The sequence below is a fragment of the Arthrobacter sp. UYP4 genome (genome assembly GCF_057291175.1).
Genome location: NZ_JBXAVU010000001.1, coordinates 495,186 through 519,996, shown reverse-complemented (window position 1 = coordinate 519,996; position 24,811 = coordinate 495,186). Strand labels below are relative to the sequence as shown.

The 24,811-nt window shown below is 68.7% G+C and carries 25 protein-coding genes and 1 riboswitch; of the genes, 7 read left to right on the top strand and 18 right to left on the bottom strand.

The window, feature by feature from the left end; translation table 11 throughout:
* Positions 1-285: 285 nt before the first annotated feature.
* From qcrB to ctaE, 4 genes are all read right to left on the bottom strand, one after another.
* Entirely contained in the window at positions 286-1,971 is a 1,686-nt protein-coding gene (gene qcrB, locus AC0Z9V_RS02415; protein WP_485140604.1) for a cytochrome bc1 complex cytochrome b subunit, read from the bottom strand.
* Position 1,972: 1 nt separating this feature from the next.
* Positions 1,973-2,995, bottom strand: coding sequence for a cytochrome bc1 complex Rieske iron-sulfur subunit (gene qcrA / locus AC0Z9V_RS02410; protein WP_133080537.1), 1,023 nt, complete (start codon positions 2,993-2,995; stop codon positions 1,973-1,975).
* Between the two features lie 75 nt (positions 2,996-3,070).
* Positions 3,071-3,862: a cytochrome bc1 complex diheme cytochrome c subunit gene (gene qcrC, locus AC0Z9V_RS02405; protein WP_133080536.1), complete on the bottom strand. Its 792-nt coding sequence runs from the start codon at positions 3,860-3,862 to the stop codon at positions 3,071-3,073.
* Between the two features lie 86 nt (positions 3,863-3,948).
* Positions 3,949-4,587 (bottom strand): aa3-type cytochrome oxidase subunit III, encoded by a 639-nt coding sequence (gene ctaE, locus AC0Z9V_RS02400; protein WP_133080535.1) that lies wholly within the window; start codon positions 4,585-4,587, stop codon positions 3,949-3,951.
* Between the two features lie 148 nt (positions 4,588-4,735).
* Between ctaE and trpD the strand changes: the two genes are divergently transcribed.
* Positions 4,736-5,797 carry an anthranilate phosphoribosyltransferase gene (gene trpD / locus AC0Z9V_RS02395; RefSeq protein WP_485140603.1) on the top strand — a complete coding sequence of 354 codons (1,062 nt, stop codon included), beginning with the start codon at positions 4,736-4,738 and terminating at the stop codon, positions 5,795-5,797.
* A 59-nt stretch (positions 5,798-5,856) separates the two neighbouring features.
* Here trpD and AC0Z9V_RS02390 read toward each other — a convergent pair whose 3' ends face one another.
* A complete protein-coding gene (locus AC0Z9V_RS02390) occupies positions 5,857-6,138 on the bottom strand; it encodes an Lrp/AsnC family transcriptional regulator (protein WP_055771154.1) in 282 nt (93 codons plus the stop codon).
* Between the two features lie 34 nt (positions 6,139-6,172).
* Complete coding sequence (locus AC0Z9V_RS02385) at positions 6,173-6,604, bottom strand: DUF3054 domain-containing protein (protein ID WP_485140602.1); 432 nt, start codon at positions 6,602-6,604, stop codon at positions 6,173-6,175.
* Positions 6,605-6,696: 92 nt separating this feature from the next.
* Between AC0Z9V_RS02385 and AC0Z9V_RS02380 the strand changes: the two genes are divergently transcribed.
* The 3 genes from AC0Z9V_RS02380 (at position 6,697) to AC0Z9V_RS02370 (ending at position 8,868) form a co-directional block, all read left to right on the top strand.
* Positions 6,697-7,161, top strand: coding sequence for a VOC family protein (locus tag AC0Z9V_RS02380; protein WP_459291324.1), 465 nt, complete (start codon positions 6,697-6,699; stop codon positions 7,159-7,161).
* A 389-nt stretch (positions 7,162-7,550) separates the two neighbouring features.
* The gene (locus AC0Z9V_RS02375) at positions 7,551-8,075 is read left to right on the top strand and encodes a hypothetical protein (RefSeq protein ID WP_485140601.1); all 525 of its coding nucleotides are present in this window, start codon (positions 7,551-7,553) and stop codon (positions 8,073-8,075) included.
* Positions 8,076-8,295: 220 nt separating this feature from the next.
* Complete coding sequence (locus tag AC0Z9V_RS02370) at positions 8,296-8,868, top strand: cysteine hydrolase family protein (protein WP_485140600.1); 573 nt, start codon at positions 8,296-8,298, stop codon at positions 8,866-8,868.
* A gap of 4 nt (positions 8,869-8,872) precedes the next feature.
* On the opposite strand, the gene AC0Z9V_RS02365 is transcribed toward AC0Z9V_RS02370, so the two are convergent.
* The 9 genes from AC0Z9V_RS02365 to AC0Z9V_RS02325 all read right to left on the bottom strand — a co-directional run bounded on the left by AC0Z9V_RS02365 (position 8,873) and on the right by AC0Z9V_RS02325 (position 19,091).
* Positions 8,873-9,445: an MOSC domain-containing protein gene (locus AC0Z9V_RS02365; protein WP_133080529.1), complete on the bottom strand. Its 573-nt coding sequence runs from the start codon at positions 9,443-9,445 to the stop codon at positions 8,873-8,875.
* Between the two features lie 60 nt (positions 9,446-9,505).
* Positions 9,506-10,810: an acyl-CoA dehydrogenase family protein gene (locus AC0Z9V_RS02360; RefSeq protein WP_485140599.1), complete on the bottom strand. Its 1,305-nt coding sequence runs from the start codon at positions 10,808-10,810 to the stop codon at positions 9,506-9,508.
* Positions 10,811-10,818: 8 nt separating this feature from the next.
* Positions 10,819-12,258, bottom strand: coding sequence for an NtaA/DmoA family FMN-dependent monooxygenase (locus tag AC0Z9V_RS02355; protein ID WP_133080528.1), 1,440 nt, complete (start codon positions 12,256-12,258; stop codon positions 10,819-10,821).
* Positions 12,255-13,994: a dipeptide ABC transporter ATP-binding protein gene (locus tag AC0Z9V_RS02350; RefSeq protein WP_485140598.1), complete on the bottom strand. Its 1,740-nt coding sequence runs from the start codon at positions 13,992-13,994 to the stop codon at positions 12,255-12,257. The genes AC0Z9V_RS02355 and AC0Z9V_RS02350 overlap by 4 nt, the downstream gene beginning before the upstream one ends.
* On the bottom strand, positions 13,991-14,914 hold the full coding sequence (locus tag AC0Z9V_RS02345; protein WP_485140597.1) for an ABC transporter permease: 924 nt from the start codon (positions 14,912-14,914) through the stop codon (positions 13,991-13,993). The genes AC0Z9V_RS02350 and AC0Z9V_RS02345 overlap by 4 nt, the downstream gene beginning before the upstream one ends.
* Positions 14,911-15,843, bottom strand: a complete 933-nt coding sequence (locus AC0Z9V_RS02340) for an ABC transporter permease (protein ID WP_208739420.1) — start codon at positions 15,841-15,843, stop codon at positions 14,911-14,913. Before AC0Z9V_RS02340 ends, AC0Z9V_RS02345 begins: the two co-directional genes overlap by 4 nt.
* Entirely contained in the window at positions 15,844-17,505 is a 1,662-nt protein-coding gene (locus AC0Z9V_RS02335; RefSeq protein WP_485140596.1) for an ABC transporter substrate-binding protein, read from the bottom strand.
* Positions 17,506-17,645: 140 nt separating this feature from the next.
* Positions 17,646-17,774, bottom strand: a riboswitch (SAM riboswitch).
* A 149-nt stretch (positions 17,775-17,923) separates the two neighbouring features.
* Positions 17,924-18,349: a VOC family protein gene (locus AC0Z9V_RS02330; protein ID WP_459268324.1), complete on the bottom strand. Its 426-nt coding sequence runs from the start codon at positions 18,347-18,349 to the stop codon at positions 17,924-17,926.
* A 196-nt stretch (positions 18,350-18,545) separates the two neighbouring features.
* Positions 18,546-19,091 (bottom strand): DUF427 domain-containing protein, encoded by a 546-nt coding sequence (locus AC0Z9V_RS02325; RefSeq protein WP_485140595.1) that lies wholly within the window; start codon positions 19,089-19,091, stop codon positions 18,546-18,548.
* A 53-nt stretch (positions 19,092-19,144) separates the two neighbouring features.
* Between AC0Z9V_RS02325 and AC0Z9V_RS02320 the strand changes: the two genes are divergently transcribed.
* Positions 19,145-19,441: a hypothetical protein gene (locus AC0Z9V_RS02320; protein ID WP_485140594.1), complete on the top strand. Its 297-nt coding sequence runs from the start codon at positions 19,145-19,147 to the stop codon at positions 19,439-19,441.
* On the opposite strand, the gene AC0Z9V_RS02315 is transcribed toward AC0Z9V_RS02320, so the two are convergent.
* Positions 19,433-19,924 carry a pyridoxamine 5'-phosphate oxidase family protein gene (locus AC0Z9V_RS02315; RefSeq protein ID WP_485140593.1) on the bottom strand — a complete coding sequence of 164 codons (492 nt, stop codon included), beginning with the start codon at positions 19,922-19,924 and terminating at the stop codon, positions 19,433-19,435. The two genes, AC0Z9V_RS02320 and AC0Z9V_RS02315, sit on opposite strands and share 9 nt — an antisense overlap.
* Positions 19,925-20,194: 270 nt before the next feature.
* Between AC0Z9V_RS02315 and AC0Z9V_RS02310 the strand changes: the two genes are divergently transcribed.
* On the top strand, positions 20,195-21,877 hold the full coding sequence (locus AC0Z9V_RS02310) for a GAF domain-containing sensor histidine kinase (protein WP_485140592.1): 1,683 nt from the start codon (positions 20,195-20,197) through the stop codon (positions 21,875-21,877).
* On the opposite strand, the gene AC0Z9V_RS02305 is transcribed toward AC0Z9V_RS02310, so the two are convergent.
* A complete protein-coding gene (locus AC0Z9V_RS02305) occupies positions 21,843-22,514 on the bottom strand; it encodes a response regulator (protein ID WP_485140591.1) in 672 nt (223 codons plus the stop codon). The genes AC0Z9V_RS02310 and AC0Z9V_RS02305 overlap by 35 nt on opposite strands.
* 276 nt (positions 22,515-22,790) lie before the next feature.
* Between AC0Z9V_RS02305 and AC0Z9V_RS02300 the strand changes: the two genes are divergently transcribed.
* Entirely contained in the window at positions 22,791-23,660 is an 870-nt protein-coding gene (locus AC0Z9V_RS02300; RefSeq protein WP_485140590.1) for a universal stress protein, read from the top strand.
* Positions 23,661-23,725: 65 nt separating this feature from the next.
* Here the strand turns inward: AC0Z9V_RS02300 and AC0Z9V_RS02295 are convergent, their stop codons facing one another.
* Positions 23,726-24,181: a universal stress protein gene (locus AC0Z9V_RS02295; protein WP_485140589.1), complete on the bottom strand. Its 456-nt coding sequence runs from the start codon at positions 24,179-24,181 to the stop codon at positions 23,726-23,728.
* Positions 24,182-24,811 lie beyond the last annotated feature (630 nt).

Here is a 24,811-nt window from a genome sequence, read left to right as displayed (position 1 = left end):
TCTTCATCCGGAACCCACGACGGGTGGCGCTTTCATCATTGAGGATGAGGAATCGTCAGGCGTCTCAGGGAGAACGATAGACCCCGTGGCACTCTCGTAACAAGGATCTGCGGGAACCTGTAGGAACCTACGGACAGGCGAGCTCGTTCACGCCTTCGATACCCGGCTGATCTACCGGAGCGGGGACCAGCGCTTCCCGCCGAGGGCGCGTTCCGTCCTGGGAACGGGAAAGGGCCCGGACGTCTCCGTCCGGGCCCTTCCTCGTACCCTCGGGGCTGGTGGCCCCTAGTGGCTGGCGATGGACTCCCGGTCCTTCGCGCCCGCGATCTCGTCGTGGTGGTCGCCGTGGGAGGCCGAGAGCTCCTTCGGCGTCACGGGGGCGACGCGGTCCTCGAAGAAGAACCGGGACACGCGTCCGTGGACCTTGTCGAGCAGGCCGATCTTCCCGTCAGCGTCGGCCTTGGGAACCATCACCTCCGGAGAGTCGAAGCTGACGAGCGTGTAGCGCTTGTAGTCGTCGACCGGCTCGTGGACCTCGATGAACTCGCCGTGCGGGAGGCGGACGATGCGTCCGGTCTCGCGACCGTGGAGGGCGATCTCGCGGTCCTTGCGCTGCAGCGCCAGGGCGATGCGGCGCGTCGCCATGAAGGCGAGGATCGGGCCGAAGATCACGAGGAAGCGCAGCCAGTACGTGACGTCGTTCAGCGACACCAGGAAGTGCGTGGCGATGAGGTCCGAGCTGGCAGCTGCCCACAGCACGCAGTAGAACACGATGCCGGCGACGCCGATAGCCGTACGGGTAGGAGCGTTCCGGGGACGGTTGAGCAGGTGGTGCTCACGCCGATCCTTCGTGACCCAGGCCTCGATCCACGGCCACGCGAACATCAGGGCGAAGACGATGGTGGCCGGTACGAGTGCCGGGATCAGGACGTTCAGCGAGAGCGCGTTGACGCCCCAGGGGAACGGGATCATGAACTCGAAGTCGAAGTTGCTGCCGATCGTGCCCGGCATCAGGCGGAGTGCGCCGTCCACCCAACCGATGTACCAGTCGGGCTGGGTGCCTGCGGAAACGGGGGAGGGGTCGTACGGGCCGTAGTTCCAGATCGGGTTGATGGTGAAGGCTGCGGCGATCGCTGCCAGCACACCGAACACGATGAAGAAGAATCCACCGGCCTTCGCCGCGTAGACGGGGCCGACGGGGTAGCCGACGACATTCGTGTTCGTGCGGCCCGGGCCGGCGAACTGCGTGTGCTTGTGGAGCACCACCATGAACAGGTGGATACCGATCAGCAGCAGGATCACGGCGGGGATCAGCAGGATGTGCAGGACGTACAGGCGACCGATGATCATGGTGCCCGGGAACTCACCACCGAAGAGGAAGAAGCTCAGGTACGTACCGACGACGGGGATGGCCTTCATGACGCCGTCGATGATGCGCAGGCCGTTGCCGGAGAGCAGGTCATCGGGGAGCGAGTAGCCGGTGAAGCCCGCGGCCAGGCTCAGGATGAGGAGGACGCAGCCGACGACCCAGTTGAACTCGCGGGGGCGGCGGAAGGCACCGGTGAAGAACACGCGGAGCATGTGCACGGCCACCGAAGCGGCGAACAGCAGGGCCGCCCAGTGGTGGATCTGCCGCATGAACAGGCCGCCGCGGATGTCGAACGAGATGTCCAGCGAGGACGCGTAGGCGACCGACATCTCGACACCCCTCAGGGGCAGGTAGCTGCCCTCGTAGTGGGTCTCCGCCATCGACGGATCGTAGAAGAAGGTGAGGAAGGTTCCGGAGATCAGCAGGATGACGAAGGTGTACAGCGCCACCTCACCGAACATGAACGTCCAGTGGTCGGGGAAGATCTTCCGCCCGAACTCCTTGACGATCCCGGAGCCGCCGACGCGCGAGTCGACGTAGTCGGTGACCTTGCCGACGCGCGTCTTCGGCACGTAGGTTTGCGTCGCAGTTGAGCTGCTCATGTCAGCCTCGCTCCCAGAAACTAGGTCCTACGGGTTCTTGGAAATCGCTTGACGCGACGAGGTAGCCCTCGTCGTCGACTTCGATGGGTAGCTGTGGCAGCGGACGCGCAGCCGGACCGAAGATCACCTTGCACTCTTGTTCGAGGTCGAAGGTGGACTGGTGGCATGGGCACAGCAGGTGGTGGGTCTGCTGTTCGTACAGCGCTACCGGGCAGCCGACGTGCGTGCAGATCTTGGAATACGCAACAATTCCGTCGTAGCCCCAGTTCTCCCGGCCGGGAGAGGGATTGAGTTCCTCGGGGTCGAGGCGCATCAGCAGGACGACTGCCTTGGCCTTCTCCTCGAGCTTGTTCTCGACCTCGTTGAGGCCTTCGGGGATGACATGGAACGCCGAGCCGACGGTGACGTCGGAGGCGCGGATGGGGGTGCCGCTCGGATCGCGTGTGAGGCGGACACCGGTGTCCCACATCGTCTGCTTCAGCGTGTTGCCCGGCAGGGGACCGAGGTCGCGGAAGATGGCGATGGCCGGCAGTGGAGCCAGGATGGCAGCTCCGAGAAGCGTGTTGCGGATCAGCGGACGGCGCTTGATGCCGGACTCGTCGAGGATGTCGTTGACGATCTTCTCGGCGTCCTGGCGATCGCGCTCGGGGCGGATCTCGTGGCGGCTCTCCGTGACCTCGTGGTCCGGCATGAGCGTCTTCGCCCAGTGGACGATGCCGACGCCGATGCCGAGCATCGCGAAGGCGGTGCCGAGACCCAGCATCAGGTTCTGCAGGCGCAGGCGCTCGACGGTCTCGTTGAGCGGGATGGCGAAGTAGCCGACGAAGAAGAGCAGGGTGCCGAGCACCGAGATGAAGAACAGCAGGGCGACCTGGCGTTCGGCACGCTTCTCGGCGCGTCGGTCCCGGTCCGCGAGGCGCGGCCGGTGCGGCGGGAGGCCCGGGTTCTCGAACTCGTCCAGCTCCCGGCCTGGCGTAGCGACGGTCACCGAGGTTCCCGGAGCACCGTGACTAGAGTCGGCCATGATCCCTCTCATCCTTCTTTAGGTACTGCATGCGCAGGTATGTTGTTGATTCGTTGTCGAGGCGGGGGCGGATGGTCAGGACGACCTCGACGTGAGCCACACCGTGAAGGCGATGACGACGCCCAGACCGGCGACCCAGATGAACAGACCTTCGGAGACCGGACCCAGCGACCCGAGCTCTGCTCCGCCCGGTGAACCCTGTTCCTCGATGGTCTTGAGGAACGCGATGATGTCCTGCTTGTCCTCCGGAGCGATGTTCGCGTCGCTGAAGACGGGCATGTTCTGCGGGCCGGTGACCATGGCCTCGTAGATGTGCTGCTCACTGGTGCCGTCGATGGACGGGGCGAACTTCCCGCCGGTCAGGGCGCCGCCGGCGGCTGCCGCGTTGTGGCACATCGCGCAGTTCACGCGGAACAGCTCTCCACCCTTGGAGGCGTCACCGGCGGAAGCATCGAGGATCTCCTCGGAGGGGATGGCCGGGCCGGCACCGAGCGAGGCGACGTACGCCGCCATCTGCCGGATCTGCTCATCGGTGAACTGGACGGGCTTGGCCTGCGCCTGCGGGCCGTCCATCTGCATGGGCATCCGGCCCGTACCGACCTGGAAGTCGACGGAGGCGGCGCCGACCCCGACGAGCGACGGTGCGGCGTCCGAACCGGTCGCACCCATGCCGTGGCAGGATGCGCAGTTCGCCGAGAAGAGCTTGCTGCCCTCTTCGACGTCGTCCGCCGTGAACGTGGTGGTCTGTGCCTGCGCCTCGTTCGCGGTGCTGGCTGCGGCGTAGATCCCGCCGGTGACGAGGAGCGCCATCAGGAGCAGCGCGAATGCTGCTAGTGGGTGACGCCGCCTCTGGGAGAGTGCCTTCACGGAATGCTTCCTGCCTTTTGTGGTACCAGAGCTGCTGGAGGTCCTTCTTGAATTCTACCTCTAGTAGAAGAGATTACAGGAGGTGGTTACTGAAGGAAGTAGATGATGATGAACAGGCCGATCCAGACGACGTCGACGAAGTGCCAGTAGTAGGACGTCACGATGGCCGAAGTGGCTTCGAAGTGGCCGAAGCGCCTCGCGATGAAGGCCCGGCCGATGATGAACAGGAAGGCGATGAGCCCGCCGATCACGTGGATGCCGTGGAACCCGGTGGTGATGTAGAAGGCCGATCCGAAGGCGTTCGACGACAGCGCGACACCCTCGGAGACCAGCTCCGCGTACTCGTAGGCCTGCACGGAGACGAAGATCGCACCCATCAGGAAGGTCAGCAGGAACCACTCGACCATGCCCCAGCGGGCGAAGGCGAAGAGCCCTCCCGTCCGGCGCGGCTGCAGGCGCTCGGCGGCGAAGACGCCGAACTGGCAGCTGAAGGAGCTCGACACCAGGATGACGGTGTTGATCAGCGCGAACGGGACGTTCAGCTTCTCGGTCTCCATGGCCCACAGCTCGCTGGAGGTGGAACGGAGGGTGAAGTACATGGCAAAGAGGCCGGCGAAGAACATCAGCTCGCTGGACAACCACACCACGGTTCCTACGGAGACCATGTTGGGGCGGTTGAGCGCGGGATGCGGGGCGGCGCTGGGGGCTTGGGTCGCAGATGTCACAGACTCATTATGTCCCCAAGATCGTGGCGATCACCAACGCGAAACGGCCGCCCGGAGCCTGCCGTGGCGGGGCGGGGAGCCCCAACGCCCGGAATTCCGCGGAAGTTCCCCGGGATGACTTTCTACAATTCGTAGATAATCTTGGACGGTGAGCCTGACAACGAGCCCTGCAGCGGACCGACCCACCTGGCCGTCGATCTTCTCGTCCCTGCTGGCGGGTACCGATCTGAGCACCGGGCAGAGCCGCTGGGCGATGGACACCATCATGGCGGGAGAGGCGAGCCATACGCAGATCGCCGGCTTCCTGATCGCGCTGCGCGCCAAGGGGGAGTCCGTGGGTGAGCTCCTCGGGCTGGTCGAGGCGATGATCGGACGGGCCCACCGGATCGAGGTCGCGGGACCCACGCTGGACATCGTGGGGACCGGGGGCGACGGCCTGAACACCCTGAACATCTCGACGATGGCGTCGCTCGTCGCCGTAGGGGCCGGCGCGAAGGTTGTCAAGCACGGAAACCGGGGGGCGTCCTCCGCCTCGGGCGCGGCCGACGTCATCGAGGAACTCGGTGTCCGGCTCGACCTCGCGCCGGCCGATGTCGCGCGGACGGCCGAGCAGGCGGGGATCACCTTCTGCTTCGCGCAGGTCTTCCACCCGTCCATGAAGCACGTCGCGGTGCCGCGGCGTGAACTGGGCATCCCCACGGCGTTCAACTTCCTCGGCCCCCTCAGCAATCCTGCCGGCGTGACCGCGCAGGCCCTCGGGTGCGCCGACGCCCGCATGGCGCCCCTCATGGCGGGTGTCCTCGCCGAGCGGGGCATCCGCGCACTCGTGTTCCGCGGCGACGACGGCCGCGACAAGCTGACGACGAGCGGCTCCTCCACGGTCTGGGAGGTCCGGGGCGGGCGCGTCGATGCGCACGAGGTGCATCCCGGCGACTTCGGCCTGGATGTCGTCCCGGTCGACGCGCTGCGGGGTACCGATGCCAGGGGCAATGCCGCTGTGGTGCGTGCAGTGCTGGCCGGCGAGTCGGGACCGGTGCGCGACGCCGTCGTCCTCAACGCGGCGGCGGGCCTGGTCGCGCTCGACGAGAGCTCGGAGGGCGGTCTCGTCGACCGGATCCGTTCGGCGATGGACCGGGCTCGCGCCTCGATCGATTCCGGGGCCGCGGCCGGTGTACTCGAGCGGTGGGTCGAGGTCAGCCGCTCCGCCTGATCGCCCGGCCCCTACGCGGCCCTGATGCGGCGCTCACGCAGCGGACGCGCGGCCGAGCCTCAGCTGTCGAAGCCCAGGGAGAACGCGGCGTCGAGGTCGTGCTGGGAGTAGGAGCGGAAGGCGATCTGCGTCGTCGTCGAGCGGATCCCCTCGATCTTCGAGAGGCGGTCGGCGATGACGTCCGCCAGGTCCTCATGCCGGCTCACGCGGGCGATCGCGATGAGGTCCCATTCGCCCGTCACCGAGTAGACCTCGCTGATCCCCTCGATCTCGGAGATGGCCTGGGCGCTCTCGGGGATGCGCGACGCATCGGTCTGGATGAGGACGAAAGCGGTGATCATGGCGTGCCTTTCAGGGAGGGGAGGGAACTCGGGCCTACGCTACCGGCCGTACACGGCGTCGTCGGCCCCGGCGGACGCGCGCGAGAGCGCGCGGCAGCAGCAGGAACGCACCGAGGACCAGCAGGGTCACGATCTGGAAGCTGACGGCCACTCCGGCGCCCGACAGGGCGCGGAGGGCGAGCCCGCCGGCCACCGTGCCAAGCCACAGGACCAGCCCGGTGGGACGGATCGCCGCGGGGAGGCGCCACGCGCGGATCGCGAGGAAGCAGACGGCGTAGGCGAGGAGGAACGGCCAGGCAGTCTCGAGGACGCCGGCGACGGTCACCCCGTGCTCGTGCGTCCTGCGGCCTGAAGCGGCGAAGGCGAGGATCAGGACCGCATCGAGCGCGATCCAGGTGATCGGAGCCGCCGCCGACCGGCCGGGGGACTGCTCGGCCCTGGCGGGCGGGCGGCTGGCTCGGGGCATGCGTCCAGCCTACTGGTTGTCGGTTCCGGTCCCGTGGACTACATTCAGGCGACATCCGCACGCGCAGCGCGGCACGAGCGAAGGACACTCCCATGGGATCCATCACCCCCTGCCTCTGGTTCGACGGCCAGGCCGAGGAAGCGGCGGCTCTCTACACCTCGGTGGTGAAGAACTCGCGGATCGTGAGCCTGTCACGCGCCGGCCAGGAACCGGACGCCCCGGCCCTGACGGTGTCCTTCGAGCTCGACGGCCAGCCGTTCGTCGCCCTGAACGGCGGACCGCTCTACACCTTCACGGAAGCGGTCTCGTTCCAGATCGCCTGCGCCGACCAGTCGGAGGTGGACCACTACTGGACCGCGTTGACGGCCGGCGGGGAGGAGAGCCGCTGCGGCTGGCTCAAGGACCGGTTCGGGCTGTCGTGGCAGATCGTGCCCACCGTGCTGCCGAGCCTGATCGGCGGGGACGACGCCGAGGGTGCGCAGCGCGCGATGGCGGCGATGCTGGGCATGGGCAAGCTGGACATCGCAGCCCTCGAAGCGGCCTACCGCGGCCGATGACCGGTTGACCGGGACGGGCGGGCTCGGGCGAGCGGTTCCAGCAGCGCGGCGCTGGGTGCGGCCCGCTCGTCGATCTCCGAGGCGAGCGCGTGGAGGGCGCCGCTGATGACGTGCGCGCGGCCGCGGCACGGACGATCTGCACGATCTCCTCGTCGCTGAAGCCTTCGCTCAGCGGGACCTGTGGATCGATGGTGCGGAGAATCATGCCGCTGCCTGCCCTTCGGAGTGGTCCTCCGGGACGGGCCGTCGCACGGGCGCGGACGAGGGTCCTGCGTCACAGGTCGTGCACAGCATCGCGAAAGCAGGGTCACAACCGCGATGGCGAAGGTGGGTCAGGGGCCGTAAGGGCCCCACCGGAACCGCGACGAGCGGCAGATCGAGGAGACACGATGATTCAGCGGAGAAAGATGGCACTGGGCTTCGGCGCGGCCGCACTGGTGGCGGGGGCCGGCCTCGGCGTCACGGGAATGGCCAGCGCGGCGACGGCGGCGCCCGAGCCGTCGGCGAGCGCATCGGCCACCCCGGGCGAGGAGGGCCGCGGGGGCGGGTTCGGGCGCCACGGGGGGTTCGATGCGGCGAGCCTCGCCGAGAAGCTCGGGGTCGAGGAGTCGGCTGTCAGTGACGCCCTGCAGACCCTCCGGAACGACGCGGGGGCGGGGAAGGACGCAGGAGGCACGCCGGACCGGGACGCCCTGCAGTCCGCGCTCGCAGCATCGCTCGCCGAAGCACTGGGACTGGACGAGGCCACGGTGCAGGGTGCGCTCGACGAGCTCCGGGCCGAGCAGCAGGAGGAACGATCGGCGGCTGTGCAGGAACGGCTCGACGCGGCGGTCTCGGACGGGTCCCTCACCCAGGAGGAGGCGGACGGCGCGGCGAGAGCTGTGGAGCTCGGCATCCTCGGCGGCCACCGCTAGGTCCGGCCACGGCAGGCACCACCCGCACACGCCGGGTGGTGCCTGCCCGGCGCCTGACTGTTCCTGTCCTGTCCCGGGCCTGTCGGGGGAGCCGACCCGATGCGGAAGGAAGCTGTCCTCGATGCTCCTGTCCCCGCCGGGTGCGTCGTCGTAGTCTTCTCCCAGCCCGAGGACGCGGCAGGTCCGCGCCACGGTCGGCCGATCATTCGAAGGAGCAGCCATGACCACTTTGCAGAACCGTCCCCACACCGCCCTCCTGGTCATCGACGTACAGATCGGCGTCGTCGCCGGTGCCCACCGGCGGGATGCGGTGCTGTCCAACATCAACACCCTGGTGGCGCGGGCGCGCAGCGAAGGCGTTCCGGTGGTCTGGGTGCAGCACTCGGACGCCGAGTTGGAGGTCGGGAGCGATCCCTGGCAGCTCGTGCCGGAGCTGGAGCGGTCCTCCGGCGAACCCCTCGTCCGGAAGACCTACGGTGATTCGTTCGAGGACACCGATCTCGAGGACGTCCTCGCGGCATCCGGCGTGGGCCGGCTCGTGGTGTCGGGCGCCCAGACGGACGCGTGCATCCGCTCGACCATCCACGGTGCGTTCGCGCGGGGATACGACGTCACCCTCGTCGGTGACGCCCATACCACCGAGGATCTGAGCGAATGGGGAGCCCCGACACCGGACAAGGTCATCGGGCACACCAACATGTACTGGCAGTACCAGTCCGCGCCGGGGCGCTCGGCGACCGTCGACGACACCGTCGATGTCTCCTTCGCCCCTGCCGGCGCCGTGCCGGCCTGATCCCTCAGGGCAGCCGGGAGGGCCGCAGCACGGACGGCAGGGAAGCCCTGCCCGGATCCAGGCGGACCGGGCTGACCAGGACGGCCGGGCCGCGCTGGAGGACACCGCTGGACAGGGGTCGGCAGCGCAGGCCGCCCCGCCCACGCATGGCCTTGTGCGCTCCCGGCGCGAGGACGCGGTCCATCCACGCGCAGGGATGGGCGTGTCGTCCGCCGTGGAACCCGACGTGTCCGTCACCCGACTCCAGCACGAAGTCCTGGCCGATGAGCGGCACCAGTTCGGCGCCCCGCAGGATGACATTGCGGCGGGGGAGCAGGGCATCGAAGGGCTCCGCTCCCACCTCGGCTGCGATGGCCTCGAGCGACTCGACGGCCATCAGGGTGACGGCCGCGTCCATGTGCGCGGCCTTGCCGAAGAAGCGGTCGCCGACGATGCCCTTGCCCTCCACCACGTCCACGCTGTCGGCGTCGAGGGTGGGGACATCGGCGGCACCGTCCCGCGCCCGTCCGAAGTAGGCATGCGCCCCGGACACGAGCAGGTGCAGGATCTCCACGTCGTAGCGAAACTCAGGGGTCATGCCTCCACGCTATCCGGTGCCGGCTCGTCCCCGTCCCGGCCTGTCCGCTCCTGCCTCGGATCAGGCGTCCGGGGGCAGCGGCTCGCGCTCGCCGTGCACGGCCCAGTAGCCGAGGAACCGTGCCTTGTAGATGGCGGGATTGTGCGAGGAGATGGTCCTCGCATTGCGCCAGTGCCGATCGAGCGCCCTGCCCGCCGACGTCGCCGAGGCACCGCCGACCTCGAAGAGGTGGGTGGCCGCACGGAGGACCTGGTCGACGGAGACCACCTGTGCCTGGCTCACGGCGACCTCCGCCTCGTCCACGGAAGCCCGGGCGGCGTCCTCCCCCGGATCCTCGCCGGCAGGTCGGGCATCCGCCGTCCCGCCGTCGGGAGACCCGCCCTGGCGCACCTCGGTGACCGCCGTGAAGGCGGTGTCGAGCGCGTCGGCAGCCGCCAGTACGACCGCCCGGGCGGAGAAGGCCAGACTGGAGACCTCACCGAGGACCTGCAGCACCTGCGGGTCCTCGCGCGGCAGGGGGGTCGGTGCGTTCACGTAGGAGCGTGTCCGCGGCCGCACGAAGGCCGCTGCATCACCTGCCGCCGCGTGGGCTATGCCGGCGAGGGACGCCACGAGCACCAGCTGGAAGAAGGCATGGACGTGGCTGGGGGCGTCGGGGGAGTAGGAACGCACGTCGCGTGGGTCCACGCGTACGTCCGTGAAACGGGTGGTGCCGCTGCCGGTCAGTCTCTGCCCGAAACCGTCCCAGTCGTCGATCCGGTCGACTCCCGGAGCCGTGGCCCGGACGGCGTACCCGACGCGCTCGCCGTCGCGCACGGCGCTGCCGGCGATCCAGTCCGCGTAGAGGCTGCCCGTGCTGTAGTACTTCGTCCCCGTCAGGGTCTGCATGTCGCCGGTTGTCGACGGGGTGAGGGACGTCCGGATATCCCGCAGGGACGTGCCGGACAACTCGCTCGAGGCGTTGCCCACCATGGCCCCGGCGGCGATGTCCAGCAACCAGCGGTCGCGGTGCGCCGAACGGGGCTGGATCAGTGTGCCCTCGACGTAGGCGAAGTGCCCCCGCCACAGCTGGGTCAGGTTGGAATCCGCGGCGGCGAGTTCCGTCAGCAGGACGAACAGCTGACGCAGACTCGCCCCCGATCCGCCGTATTCCACCGGCACCCGCAGGGCGCCGAACCCTGCTTCCTTCAGGGCGTCCACTTCCTCGAAGGGCAGTGTCCGGTTCCGCTCACGTTCGGCGGCGCTCCCTGCGATGCGGGCGAAGACGGGGCGGAATCTGTCGAGCAGCACCTCGGTGGCGGGTGCCTGGTGCGGGCCGGACGGGAACCCGCCGTTGCGCGGCTGGGCGTTGATGATCGTGGACACCGGCGCTCCTAGGCGTAGGACGGGGCCGAGGCCCCGGTAGCGGCGGCCGCGATGGTGCCGGCATCGGGACCGAGGTGGGCACCGTTGCGGTACCTCGCCCCTGGGTGCTGGTCGAAGAGCCTCGTGGTACCGCGACCGAACAGGCGCTCGCGGAGGGTCGACTCCTCGTAGGACCTGCGGTAGAGGCCGCGCTTCTGGAGTTCGGGGATCACGAGTTCGATGAAGTCCTCGGCCGTCCCGGGCGTGAGGAACTGCCGCAGGTTGAAGCCGTCGAGGTCGGTGCCTTCGACCCATCGCTCGATCTCGTCCGCGACCTCGCCGGGCGTCCCGATCGCCACGAAGGGGCCACGGTCGAACCTCGTGATGCGTTCGAGGGCCTGACCGACCGTCGTACCCGCCGGGTGCCGCCTGTTGCTCGGCTGCCGGTCGCGGCCGGGCCGGTCCTCACGCGCGAGGATGTCGTCGATCACCTCGTCCGGGCGGTAGGCGGCCAGATCGATGCCCCCACCTCCGGCGTGGGCGAGATAGCCCTCGGCACTCGAGAGGCGCCGGTACTCGTCCGCTTTCCGCTGCGCCTCCTTGTGCGTGCGGCCGACGATGACGACGGCGCCGGCGAAGGCTTTGATGTGGTCCGCCCGGCGGCCGTTCTCCACCGCGAGCCGGCGGAGGTCCTGCACGTTCTCCCGGTAGGCGGCGGCATCACGTCCGCCGACGAAGACCCCCTCGGCGTGCCTGGCGGCGAACGCCTTGCCCGCCGTCGAGCTTCCTGCCTGGAACAGCACGGGTGTGCGCTGGAGCGACGGCGCGCTGAGGTGCGGTCCGGCGACGGAGAAGTGGGGACCGCGGTGATTGATGTAACGGACCTTAGTCGGATCCGTGTAGACGCGGCGGTTCCGGTCCTCGACCACGGCGTCGTCGTCCCAGGAACCTTCCCACAGCTTGTAGAGCACCTCGAGGTACTCGTCGGCGATGGCATAGCGCTGGTCGTGCTCGACCTCGTCCGCGAGACCGAAGTTGCGCGCGGCGTTGGGCAGGTACGAGGTCACGATGTTCCAGCCGAACCGCCCCTTCGTGAGGTGGTCGAGTGTCGAGGCGCGGCGCGCGAACGCGAACGGCGGCTCGTAGGTCGTGGAGAACGTCGCCGCGAAACCGAGGTGTTCGGTCACCGCCGCCATGGCCGGGATGATCAGCAGGGGATCGTTGCTCGGGATCTGCACTGCTTCGCGGAGTGCCGTCTCCGGTCCGTTGCGGTAGCCGTCGTAGGTCCCGATCACATCCGCGAGGAAGACGCTGTCGAACAGGCCTGCCTCGAGGAGTTTGGCGGTCTCCACCCAGAAGTCGAGGTCGTTGAAGCGGTGCCTGTTGTTCTCGGGGTGGACCCAGAGTCCGTGGGAGATATGGCCCACGCAATTCATCTCGAACAGGTTGAAGGCGATCTGGCGTGTCATGGGTGGACCTGGTCCTTCCGGAATGCGGGGAGCTGGGGGATGGCGTTGATGAGCTGTCGCGTGTAGTCGTGCTGCGGGGCATCGAAGACGTCGTCGACGGGGCCGTGGTCGAGGATGGCGCCGTCCTTGAGGACGAGGACCTCGCTGCTGACGTGCTGGATGACGCCGAGGTCGTGGGAGATGAAGAGGTAGCTCAGGGAGAAACGGTCCTGCAGGTCCGTCAGGAGGTCGAGGATGCGGGCCTGGACGGTGACGTCGAGGGCGGACACCGGCTCGTCGCAGATGATGACCTCGGGATCGGCCGCGAGGGCACGGGCGATGGCGACGCGCTGCCGCTGGCCCCCCGAGAGGTCCAGTGGGCGGCTGCGTGCCCTGTCCGCGGGAAGGCCGACGAGGTCCAGGAGTTCGAGGACCCGCGCCGCGAGGGCGCCCCGGGGAGTGCCGGCGGCGGCAGCTGCCTGCCCCACGACCTGACGGACCGTCTTGCGCGGGTCGAACGACTGCAGCGGATCCTGGTAGATCATCTGGACGGACCGTCGCGCCGGGAGGTCCCGGGAGGCGCGGTGCTCCTGCCAGGTACGGCCGTGCAGTCGCACGGCACCCGTGTCGGGCGCCTCGACGCCCAGCGCGATGCGCGCCACCGTGCTCTTGCCGGAGCCCGACTCGCCCACGATGCCCAGGGTGGTCCCAACGCGGAGGGCGAAGGACACGTCGTCGACCGCTGTACGTCGGCGCCCGTCGGGCCCGGGGTAGCTCTTGCCGATGCCCTCGACCGTCAGCAGTCCCGGCGGGGACGTGGCTGCGTCGTCCCGGCTGCCGACCTCCGTGGACGTCGTGGCCGGCGTTCCGGGTCCGGGGACGGACCGGGCACCTCGCGTGAGTCGGGAGCCGCGCGACGTCCTCGACGGGATGGCGGCCAGCAGCCCCTGCGTGTAGGGATGCCGGGGATCCTGCAGGACGGCCTGGACGCTGCCCTCCTCCACGATGACGCCGTTGCGCATCACGGCGACGCGGTCGGCGAGGTCTGCGACGACCGCGAGGTCGTGACTGACGACGAGCATCCCGGTCCGGGCGCCCTTCAGCTGTCCGAGCAGCCGCAGGACCTGGGCGGCGATCGTCGCGTCCAGCGCCGTCGTCGGCTCGTCCGCGATGAGGAACCGGGGCCCCGCCGCGATGGCGGAGGCGATCAGTGCCCGCTGGCGGAGGCCGCCCGACAACTGGTGCGGGTACTGGCTCGCGCGGACCTCGGGTTCCGGGACACCGACGGACGCCAGGAGCTCCACGACGCGTCGGCGACGCCCCGTGCGGTCGAGGGTGCTGTGCAGGCGGAGGACCTCGCCCACCTCAGCGCCCACGGTCCGCAGGGAATCGAGTGAGGACAGCGCGTCCTGCAGGATGAAGCCGGCCTCCCTGCCCCGCACGCGGCTCCACTGCCGTTCTCCCCACCCCGACGCGTCCCGGCCGTCGAAGCGCAGGCTGCGGGATCCGACGTGGGCGCCGGGTCCGGTCAGTCCCACCAGGGTCCGGGCTGTCACCGACTTGCCGGATCCGGACTCGCCGACGAGCGCCAGGCATTCACCCGGCCGAATCGCCAGGCTGACGTCCCGGACGACCTCCCGCCGGTGGACACCACGGCCGAAGGAGACCGTCAGTCCGTCGAGTTCGACGACGGGCGGCGCCGCTCCGGCCGGTGCGGCGATGGCGGCGGCGGGTGTGAGGATCGGTGTGGAGCTCATGCGAGCCTTCCTTCGGAGCGGCGCCGGAGTTCACGCCCGACGACGGTGATGGACAGGACGGTGGCGACGAGGAACGCTGCGGGGATCGTGATCATCCAGGGGGCGTTGGAGATGAAGTTGCGCCCCGCCGAGAGCATCGCACCCCACTCGGGGGCCGGGGGAGGCGTGCCGAGTCCGAGGAAGCTGAGGGACGCACCGGCACCGATGGCGGATCCCACCCCGATGGTCGCCAGAACCAGCACCGGCTTGATGACGTTCGGGACGATGTGCGTCAGGACCACGCGCCAGGCGGGCAGCCCCAGCGTACGGGCCGCCTCGACATAGCCGGAGCGCCGGACGAGGTGCGTCTGCGCCCTGGTGATCCGGGCGTAGTAGGCGATGCTGCCCGCCCCGATCGCGAGGATCGCATTCTCCGTGCCGCCGCCGATGATGCCGATGACCACCAGAGCGAGCAGGATCTCCGGGATGGCGAGGGTGACGTCGAGGAAGCGCATCACCGATGCCTCGACCAGGCGCCCGTTGAGCCCGGCGAGGAGACCGATGGCCGTTCCGCCCAGCACGCCGATCGCCGTCGCGCCGAGACCGATGTACAGCGAGGTGGCAGCACCGTGCACGATCCGGGAGTAGTTGTCCGCGCCGGAGTCGTCGGTACCGAACCAGGCCGTCCCGTTCGGCGCTTCGAAGCTCCGGGAGGGATCCACCGCGTACGGATCGGCCGGGGAGAGCAGACCCGGTGCCAGGACCGCCGCCGCGAGCCACAGGAGGAAGGCCGAGGCCAGCAGGATGCCGGGCCTGATGCGTCGCGCTCGCCGGGCGCGGACCCCGCGGTGGACGGGGTGGACGGGGACCGTAGGAGAAGCCGGAGGCATCGGCGCCAGGGGAACCGCGTCGGGGGGAGCAGTGCGCGAGGTGATGCTCATGCCGTCACCACTTTCGGGTCGATGAGCGTGTAGAGGAGGTCGATCACCAGGTTGACCACCACGTACACCGCGGCGGAGAGCAGCACGATGCCGATGATGACGGGGAGGTCCTTGTTGTAGACGGAGGCCAGTGTCAGCGAACCGATGCCCTGCCGGCTGAACAGGGTCTCGACGATCACCGATCCGCCGAGGAGCGCGGCGACGACGAATCCCGACATCGTCATCACCGGGATGGCGGCATGCCGGAGTGCGTGCCGCACACGCACCGGGAGGTCGCGCATCCCGCGGGACCTCGCCGTGAGGATGAAGGGTTGCTCCAGGACGTCCTCGAGTTCGTTGCGGAGGACCTGCGAGAGCGTCCCGAAGACGGCGAGGCCCAGCGTGAGCGCCGGCAGGACCAGTGCCGCCACGCCCTGGTTGCCGCCGATCGGGAACCAGCGCAGCGAGAACGAGAAGACGATCAGCAGGGCGAACCCGATGATGAAGGTCGGTGTCGCGGCGAGGACCACTTCGACGCCGGAGACGATCGACCGGATCCAGTTCGCCCGCTGCGCGGACAGGACGGCGACGGCGAGGGTCAGCGGGAGGGCGACGGCGACGGCGGCTGCCGCGAGCGCTGCCGTCGCGCCGATCTGCTGGCCGATGGCATCCGTGACGGGCAGCCGGAGCCGGTAGGACTGGCCCAGGTCACCCTGCAGCAGGTTGCCGAGGTAGCTGCCGTACTGCACGATGAACGGCTGGTCGAGGAGGTAGTCGCTGCGGACCTGGGCAAGGGTCTCGGCCGTGGGCCGCGCGTCCGGACCGCCGAGGATCAGCAGAGCGGTGTCGCCCGGGATCAGGTAGACCGCGAGGAAGGTCAGCGTTGCCGCGCCCCAGAGCACGCCGATGCCGACCAGCAGGCGCGTGAGGATGCGTCGGAGGATCGGCACCTACTCCGCCTTCCACGCGTAGGTCAGGACGGGCACGGGGTGGGACGTGTCGACGGCGACATCATGGACCGTCTTGGCGTACGCGAACTGGCTCGGATTCTCGTAGAGGGGCACGCCGGGCACGATCTCGAGCAGCCGGTGCTGCGCCTTCGAGTACGCTTCCTCAGCCTCGGCTCCGTCGTCGGACCCGCGGGCCGTCAGGAGCAGTTCGTCCAGGGCCGGATCGTCGACGTAGGACGAGTTCTGGCCGATCCGTTCGCCGGTGATCTCCGAGGAGTGGTACCGGATGAACAGGACGTCGGTGGTGTTGGTGTGCCACACGCCGGCCAGCGCGTCGTAGTCACCGGCGTAGCGCAATTCGCTGAGCTGCGCCTGCGGCAGCTGGATGATCTGGAGGTCGAAGCCGACCTTGCGGGCCTCGCCCTGCAGTTGGACCAGCAGGGGACTCGGCGTCGAGCTCTCCACCGTCGGTACCTCGACGACCAGCCGTCGGCCGTCCTTCGTGCGGAAGCCCTCGCCGTCGCGCTCGGACCAGCCTGCGTCGTCGAGCAGCTGGTTCGCGCGCTCGGGATCGTGGGTGAGCGTCCCCTCGACGGTCGGGTCGTAGTACTTGCTCTCCTTCGAGAGGAACCCGTCGATCGGCGTGTAGGTGCCGAAGCCCAGGCTCTCGGTGACCGCAGCGGTGTCCACGGCGGCGGCGAAGGCCTGGCGGACGGCGAGGTCGTCGAACGGCGCGCGGCTGAGGTTGAAGCTCAGCACGTAGGGGCTGCCGGTGCGGGGGAGGTTCTCGTAGGTGAAGTTCGGGTCTGCCTGGACAGCCGCCGCGTTCTGGGGCGCGAGGTTCTCGGTCAGGTCGTACTGCCCGGAGACGAGGGACTGGTGCCGGATCACCGGCTCGCCGACGAGGGTCACCTCGACGCCGTCGAGATATGCCTCGCCGTCACCCTCGAGCCACTCCGGCGCCCAGTCGTAGCCCTCGCGCTTCGTGTAGGTGATGCTCTGGCCCGGCTGGTAGTCCGCGACGGTGAAGGGGCCGGTCCCGATCGGCTGCTGGCACAGGGTCTCGGGAGCCTCCGCGATGGCCTTGCCCGAGTTCATCCCGAGCCAGGACTGCGCGAGGGTGTAGAGGAACGGGGTGTAGGGGTATTCGAGGTGGGCCTCGAAGGTGTACTCGTCCAGGACCGTGCCGTCCACGTAGGGGGCGATGTACGCGGCGGCGAGCGGTGACTTCGTCGCGGGGTCCCGCATGTGCTCGAAGTTCTGGCCGAGGACCTCCGCGTTCCACGGCGAGCCGTCGCTGAAGGTGACGCCCTCCTTGAGGTGGAAGGTGTAGGTCCTGCCGTCCTCCGAGATGTCCCATGATTCCGCGAGGTAGGGCGCGATGTCCCCGTTCTCGTCCAGCGTCACCACGTTGTCGTAGATCAGGCGTCCCAGGAACTGCTGCTGGGTCGCCGAGATGCCGTGGCCGTCCAGGCACCCCGGTTCGGCCGAGATCGACACGTCCAGGACCCCTCCGGACACGGGCTCACCGGCCGTCTCCGAGGTGGAGGCCGCCGGTCCGGCGCAGCCACTGACAAGGGCCACCAGGGCAACGGCCGATAACGTGGTGAGCCGGCGGACCGGCCGGTGATTCCGGGCAGGGGGAATTACGGATGCATTCATGGAGAATTCCTCTTGAGGGGTCCGGTGCCGCGCACGGCGGAATTCACCGGAAAAGGGGAGAAAGGAGCAACAGGATGCGCTGGACGCGCAGGGCCTGCTAGGGGAGGGGGAGGGCGTTACAGCTCACGGGAGTGCCTTTCGGTGTGCTCTTGCCCGCGCCGGACGGGCACTCACGTGCCATGGCGAAGGCCGCTTCGTCATCCGAACCACCCAGGAACATGGGGTTGGTGTGCGGTCCAGTCGGAGCTTTCCGACCGCATCTCTTGAAGCTGAATTCAATATAGGCAGGGAGACGGGCGGTCCTGCGAATAAGAAGAAATATGACCGGGACGTGCGATACCCGCGCATTGTCCCGTCGAATACCTGGCGGACAGGGAATACGACAGCAGGGGAGCCGGTGCCGCACCTGATTCCGGCATCAGCCGATGACGACGGCCCCGTCGTCGTCGATCCGCCAGCCGGGGTTGAAGGCGATCTCCCAGACGACGTCGTTCGGGTCCCGGACCAGGGCGTGGAAGATGCCCCCGAAGGAGCCGTCGCGGGGCTCCTTGAGGATGGTTCCGCCGGCGTCCGCCATCCTGGCCACCAGCCGGCGGACCTCGTCGGGGCTGCCGACATTGTGCGACAGCGTCATCCCGGACGGTCCGGGCGCCGCATCGAGCCCGACGTCCTGCGCGAACTTGTCGGATCGGAACAGCCCCAGGAGCAGACCGGGCGCCACCTGGTAGAAGATGATCTCCTCCGGGACGTCGAGCGCAGGGGACCAGCCCAATCCGCTGTAGAACGATCGCGCGGCGTCGAGGTCGCGGGTGGCGACCGTGACGAAGTGCAGTTGCTGGTCCATGGCGCGAGCATAGTCGGCACGGCCGGTGCCCTGGGCCTTTTCGGACAGGACCGGGGGGTGCGGAGACACTTGACGCCGCGGCAGGCCTGAGACCGCGACGGTTCTCGGCGGGGAAGCCCACGTCACCCCGGGTGCTCAGGTCACCGCCGACGCCACGTGCCGGCGTCGATCACCGCCCGTGACACGACCACCGATGTCACGACCACGGGGTGAGGGCACGTTCCTGCTGCTCGCCGTCGATGACGAGATCGAGCCGCTCGTCGAGGAACGCGACGTAGTCCTGCACCTCGGCCGCGTCACTCAGGGGGTGTTCGTACTGCCACGCGATGTCATCCACCCTCTTGTCTCCCAGCAGGGCGGAGTACCAGGTCGCGTAGCCCTTGTACGAGCACATGGACCGTGTCGAGCTGGGCTCGAGCGGCGCCACGACGTCCTCGACCGGAAGGTAGTACCGGGCGGGCAGGGTCGTCTCGAACAGCATCCGCGCCCGGGTGGTGTCGGCGAGGATGTGTCCGTCGAGCATCAGCTGCACGTGTCGGGAGGTGCCCCGGATGTCGATGCGGCCGTACGGGTCGTGCGGATGGCTGATGATCTCGTCGTCCTCCTCGAACCAGCTGTCGAAGTCGGCGAATGCGAGGATCACGTAGTCGTCGAGGCCGGGGTCGCGTGCGCGGAATCCGGACGCGACGGCCTCCGTTCCAGCGACGCGTATCCCCACCGGCTCGCCCGCGGTCGTGCGCACGTCGAAGGGGGATCCGCGGGTCCAACACGGGAATCGTCGACAGGTCGGGCAGCATGAATCCGACCGGACCGTTCTCGGGTGGCGGTGGGATGCGGGGCGAGATCTCGGCGCGGATGTCCTGGTACGGGACGGCGTACCCGGGCACGACCCTGCGCGGCTCCCACACGAGCATCGCGTGCGTCGTGTCCACGACGGTCTGTCCGCCGAGCGTGGCGCGGACGCGCTTCGCGGTCGGCTCGTATCTCAGCTTCTGGAGCAGTTGCCCCATCACGTCCCGCATGAGCACACCGGTAGCATCGGTGTCGTGGTTGGCCGGGGGTACGGGAGGGCTCGACATGCACTCACGGTAGACCTGCGTCGCCGCTGCCGATAGAGGCCGATGGCGGCGGCCGCAGCAGGCGCACCGGGACCGAGTACGGCGGATCGGGTGAGCGTCGGACAGGCTGCCCGTACCCGACAGCGACTAGTGGGTGGTGTGCAGGCGGCGCCCGCGCACATGGGCGGGCGGTCAGGGCGAAGAACAGGTCGCGCAGGCCGGGCGCCCACGGCTCCTCGGCTGCTGTACCCCACAACGTGGTGAGGAGTTCAGGATCTTCGACGCGGGCCGCCGGCCCGTTCACCAGGACGGTCCAACCGCTCTGCGTGGTCCTGTCCGTGGAATGGGTCTGGACTGCAGCGTGCTCCAGATGGCTGGTGGCGATGATGCCGTCGGCCCTGGTCCTGACGTACACGCGTTCATCGAGCACGAAGTAGTTGACGGGGAAGATATCCGCAGCCCCTCCCGGAAGAATCCCAGCCGCCCCGTCGACTGCGTGGTCGCCAACGCCCAGCATTGCGACGGCGTGAGTGCGTCCGCGGCATGCATCAGGGCCGAAAACCCCTGATGTGCCCTCCATCAGCCGGACCGGCGGCGGCATCCGCCCAGCACCCGACGAAATCACCTCTGAGCAGATCCCAGCATTCGTGAGCAGCACGAGCTTCCGTCCGTGCAGGTCCTGCGTCCATGGACCGGGAGTACGAAGCGGGCGCCACGCCGACCGGGGTCCGCCGACCCTGTTATCGTCCAACGATGAGGTCTCGTCCTGATCGACGGAGCGTGCGGCATGGTCACCTACCCTGAGGAGCCGCCCCTGGGTGCGGTTGTGCAACCGCCGGCTCCGGCGGGGGTGGAGAACCTCCTGGCTGCCTTCGCCGCCATCGCGGACGACCTGGGGCTCGACACCGTCCTGGAACGTGTCATCGAAGCGGCGTGCCAGCTGGTCGATGCACGCTTCGGTGCCCTCGGCGTCGTCGGTCCGGACCGGAGGCTCAGCCACTTCATCACCGTCGGTCTCCAGGAGGGGGAGATTCGACGGATCGGTCCGCTCCCGACGGGGCACGGCGTCCTGGGATTGCTGATCACCGAGCCGCACCCCGTCCGTCTCTCGGATCTGCGCGAGCACCCCCTCGCCTATGGATTCCCGGCCCATCACCCTCAGATGACGTCGTTCCTGGGCGTGCCGATCCGCATCCATGACCGGGTGTTCGGCAACCTGTACCTGACGGAGAAGAACGGGGGGACGGATTTCTCCGCCGCAGATGAGCAGCTCGTGGTCTCGCTCGCCTCCGCCGCGGGCGTCGCGATAGAGAACTCGCGCCTCTTCGAGGAATCGAACCGGCGGACACGATGGCTGGAAGGCGGGCTCAACGCGGTGAGGGAACTCCTCGGGGAGCACGACGGATCCAGCAATGACCTCGAGATCACCGCTACCCATGCACTCGACGCCTCGCACAGTATCCTCGCCGCCGTCCTCAGGACGTTCGGCAACGAACGGGAGATGATCTGCGAAGCCGTCGACGGCGTCGAGGCCGCGGCCCTCCTGGGACGACGAAGCCACGATGCCGGACTGATGGACCGGCTGCCGACCACCCTGTCACCGGTCCTGCTGGATGCTGAGGACGTCGCGGCGGTACTCCCCGGGGCTGCGGCAGGCACCATCGGGACGGCACTGTGCTGCAGGCTCGCCGGCGCGGGGGACCGGCGTTTCCTCGTCATCGGCCGCCCGCCCGGCGCGACGCCCTTCTCGGATGTCGATCACGGGATGATGCGCACCTTCGCCTCCCATGTGTCCCTGGCCCTCGAACTGCTGCGGATCCACCGGCAGCGGGAACAGGAAGCTGTCTTCGGCGACCGGGACCGGATCGCCCGGGACCTGCACGACCTGGTCATCCAGCGGCTCTTCGCGGCCGGCCTGAGCATCCAGAGCCTGCGGAAGTACACTCCGGATGCGGAAGCGCTGAACCGCATCTCGGCAGTGACGAAGGAACTGGATGCGACTATCAGGGAGCTGCGCGACACCATCTACTCGCTCCGCTCCGTCCCGCAGGTCGCCCCGACCTTCACCTCCACGGTGTTCTCCCTCGTCGCCGATGCCTTCGACGGCCACGACCTCGACCCGGTCCTGCAACTCTCCGGCCCCCTGGATACGTCAGTGGACGACGAGCGAGCCGACCATGTGCGGGCCGTGCTGCTCGAGGGGCTGGCCAATGCGCTGCGTCATGCCGAGGCGCGCACGATCACCGTGATCCTGCGTGCACGGTGCGGACGCCTCGAGTTGAGGATCACCGACGACGGCCGCGGGTTCGAGAACCCCGGCCGGACGAGCGGACTGGCCAACATGAAGCGTCGCGCCGAACTGTGCGAGGGCACGGTGTCCATCACCAGCACCGTGGGTGGAGGGACCGACGTCCACCTCGAGATCCCCCTGGCTGCTAGCGGTATCTCGGTTCCGCCGGCCTCGAGATGAACACCGCCGCCTGCGTGCGGCGCTGGAAGCCGAGCTTCGACAGCAGCGACGACACGTAGTTCTTCACGGTCTTCTCGGCCAGGAACAGTTCTGCGCCGATCTCCCGGTTGGTCAGGCCGGCGCCGATGAGAGCCAGGACCTTCTTCTCCTGGCTCGTCAGTCCCGCCAGCCGCGGATCCTCGACCGGAGCATCACGAAGCCCGGCGATGATCCGTTCCTTCACGCCTGCTGCGAACAGGGATTCACCCGACGCTGCGCGACGGATCTTCTCGATCAGGTCCGAGCCCAGGATCTCCTTCAGGATGTAGCCGGACGCCCCCGCCAAGACGGCGCCGCGCACCGCCTGATCGTCGTCGTAGCTCGTCAGGATCACGCACGACAGCGAGGGATCGATCGAGCGCACGTCCCGGCACACCTCGATCCCCGTACCGTCGGGCAGCCTCGCGTCGAGGATCGCGACGTCCGGTGACAGGGCGGGGATCCTCCGGGCAGCCTCCTCTGCGGAGTCCGATTCACCGACCACGGTGAAGCCCTCGCCCTCGAGCAACTCCCTCAATCCCCGTCGCACGAGTTCGTGATCGTCGAGGAGGAACACCGTGATCCGTCGGTCCTGTATGTCACCTTCGGCCTTGTCCATGTCCGACTCCTCTGAAAGGCCGGGCTCCGACCGGCTGAGCGCGTCCTGCACCCGCACCATCATCACCTGCCGCCCCCTGTCGCAGCAGGGTCCAAGGACCCGGAAGAGGAGATGGGACTTTCGGCCCTATCTCTGCGCACCGGCCCGGCCGACGATGAACGCCTAGGAGATTGCCGCACCCAGGGAGCAGGACACCACCATGGACACGCCCACTTCACCCCGTCTGCCTCGAGTCGACGGTGAGCCCTCCGCTTCGCGACCCCTCATGGTGCCGGCATGATCCGGGGCACCGAGGATGCCGACACCAGCGCGGGTCAGGTCCAGCGCAAACCCGTGGTCGTCGGGTACGACGGCTCGGACGGCGCGAAGCGCGCGGTCCTCTGGGCGGCCCACTACGCCTCGGCGGCACAGCTTCGGCTCGTCGTCGTGCACTGCTGGGTGTGGCCCCTCTTCACCCATGACCTCGGGCCCGTGACGGGCGTTCAGGACAGCGGCCTGCGCCGGGAGGCGGAGAAGCTCGCCGACGAGGGCCGCGATCTCGCCGCGGAGGCGGAACCACACCTGGATGTGCGGAGGCGCCTGATCGTCGGACTACCGGCCGGGAACCTCACCGCGCTCTCTCAGCAAGCCTCGCTCCTGGTCACCGGAACCCGCGGACTCGGCGGTTTCGCGGGCCTGTTGGTCGGATCGGTGAGCTTCCATCTCGCGTCCAGCGCGTCCTGTCCCGTCGTCGTCGTCCGCGAGGCCCGCACCGACCACGACGCCGTACTGGTCGCCGTCGATGGATCGCCGGAGAGTGAGAGAGCCGTGGCCGTGGCGGCCGATCTCGCGGCAAGCCTGCGGACGTCGGTGCGGCTCCTGCACGTCCAGCAGCACCGCAGGCACGCACCCTCCGGCCCGGTGTCCGCGGTGGGGGACGAGGCCTTGGAGCGGGCCTCCGCCCTGCTCAGCGAGCATACGGGTATCGCCGTGACCCGGGACCTCGTCGTGGCGCGTTCCGTGCCGGGACTCATCCTCGAGGAGGCACGGAACGCCGCCGTCGTCGTCCTCGGCGCAAAGGGCACCAATACCCTGGGAGTACGGCTCGGTTCCACGGTCCATGCCGTCCTGCACCATGCGCGAGGCAACGTCGTCGTCGTCCGGTGACGCGCCTGCATGCTTCGCTTTCAGCCGTGCCGGACGTACTGCGGTCGACAGCCGGAGGAAGCACATCACGCCTCGGACGCTGCGTGATGCGCGTCCTCGCGGATGACGAGGACAGGGCAGTGCGCATGGGATACGCAGGCACTGCTGACGGACCCGAGCAGAAGGCCGCGGAAGGTGCCGTTGCCCCTACGGCCGACGATGAGCAGCACTGCGGACTCGGAGGCCTTGACGAGGGCCTTGGCCGGGTGGGCGAACACAACCGTGCTCTCGAAGCCTGCCGGCCGGTCCTCGCCATACGCAGCGGAGAGGGCCTTCTCCAGGTCGCTGCGTGCGGACTCCGAGAACTCGCTGCTGCCGAGCGGCATGAATCCCGGATCCGCTGCCGGGTAGTCCCAGGCCGCGACTGCGAAGATCGTCGCGCCGAAGGTGGGGGCGAGCTTCTCGGCATACCGCAGTGCTTCGACGGACTGCTCGGATCCGTCGACTCCGACAACGATCTGAGGAACATCCCTTCTGGTCACGGCAACTTCTCCTTCTCCGATGCGATGATTCCGGTGAATCGCGCTGTCCTAGAACGATGCCTCCTGGTCCACGTCCCGGGTAGGGTCATTCGTCCCGACCCGGCGCAGCACGCCAGATCTCCGGAAGACCGGGGAGATGCGGTCGGGGCGCGTCGTCCGGGTCCGGTCCCTACCGGCGCCTCGGGCGACGGACGGCGGGGGAGGAGGGTCACCGCACGTCCGCCTGCGGGCCGTCGGAGGACGATCCCCGACGTGAACGGCTCGGTTCCGCGCCTCCTACCGACCGAAACAGCCTCAGCCCGATGGTGGCACGGGCCGGAGTCGAGCCCCGCACTGTGGTGTCCTCGACGCCGGAGCACGACCGATCGCGCTGTTGGTCGCCATAGATCCTCGGATGACCCTGTAACCGGCAGCTGCGCATCGGGATGGGCAATGCTGCTCAGCGGGCGACCGGAATGCCTGCCCCCGGGATGATCGTGTGCACCCCCATGCCGGGCAGCCTGCAGATCGACGAGCATCGTTCCCGGCCGGCGGTGCCCATGGACGTGAATGTGCCGGGGAGTGACGGGGAGGGGTTTTTGCCCCTTCCCGGACCGTTACCTGACATAATGTAGATTATCGGCAAACTTG